The following is a 2,362-nucleotide window of genomic DNA, read 5'->3' as shown; positions in this document are numbered from 1 at the left end:
CATTCCTCCATATCTCGCACGCCATTTATAGAAAGTCGCTGAACTGATTCCGTGCTCACGGCATAAATCAGGCACCGTCTGACCTGCCTCCGCTTGTTTTAGAATCGATAATATTTGGCTATCACTGAATTTTGATCTTTTCATGAAGAATCTCCTCCCGCATAGATTATGAGAAAATTCTACTTTTGGCATCAGTTATTTTTCGGGGGGATTACCGAAGCAATTTCAGCAAATTGATCCTAATGAGCAGCTTTTTGCGATATCATGAATGGTTTACAGGTACAGCTAACTAAACTTAGTCATTCAACATTTTATTGGCCTATCCTGCAGGTTGGTTGGGTCCAAAAAGTTGGTGTTAAGGATCCAGCTACCCAACAAGTTTCTTAAGAAATCTCTCGTGTGCCGACGCAAGAAAATTTTGATCGAATAACCCATTCGCTTGATCACAAAAAATCTGACAAATCTGTTTTTTTCTCCCTGGATTGTCTATCAAAAAGGGAGCACTATCGGGATTATTAAGAGATGTACACTCTTCTGCATATCTTAGGATCTGTTTTTTATAATGTGCTGGTTTGTTTCTATCACTAATCTGATCTTTTTTTATTATTTTGTATTTATCTTTTTTTAATATCTGATTAATTACTATTATCATCATCTGATATGGTAAGAAATCTTCAATTTCCCAATCTGCATCTAAATTACTAGCAATTACACCATCGTGCCGAGGAAGCGATTCGATATTCACGCAAAGATTTTTGTATGAATTAGGCTTTAGCTTATTTTTCTGCTCCCTTCCTTCGTTATCATTATCAAATATGCAAATAAAATTAGGTTTATAATTCAGATCCCTAGCAAAATGATCATAATATTGTAGATACCCAGCAATTTTAGATGCCCCGCCTGACCAAACAATATTAGGTATGGGTAAGTTAAAATAACTAAATAATGTTTCTAAATATCTTTTATCCTCCTCTCCCTCTACAAGTATATTGTGAGGAAGAACCTCCCACCCATCATTATTAGTTATTCCTAAATGATTTTTAATCAAGGTAGCTTTTTCGTAATTTGATTTACACTTAGATGGGAAAGCAGATGTCTCATAGTAACTTTGATTAGGTCTTCGTTGATAAGTTTTGGCTGATATTTCCCCGACGAATAAGTGAGTATCGTTTAACTCATTCAATTTTATGAAATGTTGAGAATGAGTAGTAAGAATAACAGGTTGACCTCTTTTTTCTACAATTTCATGCATAACATTCGAAATTTGCTTTTGCAATCTGGGCTGCAGAAATGCCTCCGGCTCGTCTATACCCCAAATTATATTCTTTTTGGAGTTTTGAGAAATAAATTGCATCAAGGCAAGAAATACAGCTCTTTGTGCTCCACTGCCTTTAGCTGCAATACCATGATTGTTACCATCGTATAGAGTTATCGAGGTCATATTTTTAACGACATCTCTTAATTTATCAAACTCAGCAAAATTAATTCTTAATTCTTTCCCTTTTAAGATACCGTCAAAATTAGTTAACTGTTTAAAACAATCATTTATTTCATTTTCAATATCGGCAATGGCATGTTGAGATAATTCTATAAACTCAGCTAATTTCACTAACGGCGCAGACTGCTTTGATCTTTTTGCGTCTAACGGCATAAGACCGTCCTTCTCGAGAATCACTGAAATTAAATTAGGCAGTACTATATTGTGAGATTCAACATACAAATAATGAAATTGAGAAAGAATATCTTCAACTATATCTATATTGGAACTCTTACCATTAATTAAGTATTGAGGATCAAAATTATTTTTAAAAATAATTTGAATTGAAATTTCCTCTCCATCTTTCATAAAAGTACCAGTAAGTTCCGTTTTCGCCCCCGCACCACCTGAACCATAAAAAATGTGATGAGGAATATCATTATTTGCTTGATAATTATCTTTCTCATAAATGTGGTTAAAAAACACATTTAAAGCCCTTAAAAAATTAGTCTTCCCGATATTGTTTTCACCACAAATAACTACTGGCCTGGAATCACTGATATCAAGGCATACATCTAAAAGTGAACGATATTTTTTAACATGAAATTTCGAGAATTTAATTTTACTCATCAAACAATATCCTTGTTTCTGACTGGGCTATGAAAAAAAGAACTAGATAGTTTTATTATCAATTATTATAGCTTGGCTTTTAAAGTCCGATCATATCGAAATAAAACTCTGCATCACTGCATCTATCAGCAGTGACGCGGAAATACTTATAAAAAATTTGATTTTAAAATCAACTAATTACCCTCTGTAACTTAAGAAAAAATAAAGTGTTTGATATCGTCAAAGGCCGAAGTGAAACGGACCTTGCTGGCTATC

At 33.7% G+C, this 2,362-nt stretch carries 2 protein-coding genes; both read right to left on the bottom strand.

Annotation, left to right across the window (positions count from 1 at the left end; all coding sequences use genetic code 11):
- A partial coding sequence (locus Lery_RS14935; protein WP_156412472.1) for a transposase occupies nt 1-144 on the bottom strand: 144 nt, incomplete at its 3' end.
- A 223-nt stretch (nt 145-367) separates the two neighbouring features.
- On the bottom strand, nt 368-2,107 hold the full coding sequence (locus Lery_RS03650; RefSeq protein WP_058525902.1) for an ATP-dependent nuclease: 1,740 nt from the start codon (nt 2,105-2,107) through the stop codon (nt 368-370).
- Nucleotides 2,108-2,362 lie beyond the last annotated feature (255 nt).

Origin of the sequence: Legionella erythra (assembly GCF_001467615.1) — a bacterium.
In the GTDB taxonomy this organism is placed as follows: Bacteria; Pseudomonadota; Gammaproteobacteria; order Legionellales; family Legionellaceae; genus Legionella_C; species Legionella_C erythra.
Note: the sequence above shows the minus strand (reverse complement) of the source record. Positions and strands in the feature narration are given on the sequence as shown.

What these genes read in the sequence shown, in the direction of transcription:
- Lery_RS03650 (WP_058525902.1), bottom strand. Translation starts at nt 2,107, where the DNA reads ATGAGTAAAATTAAATTCTCGAAATTTCATGTTAAAAAATATCGTTCA.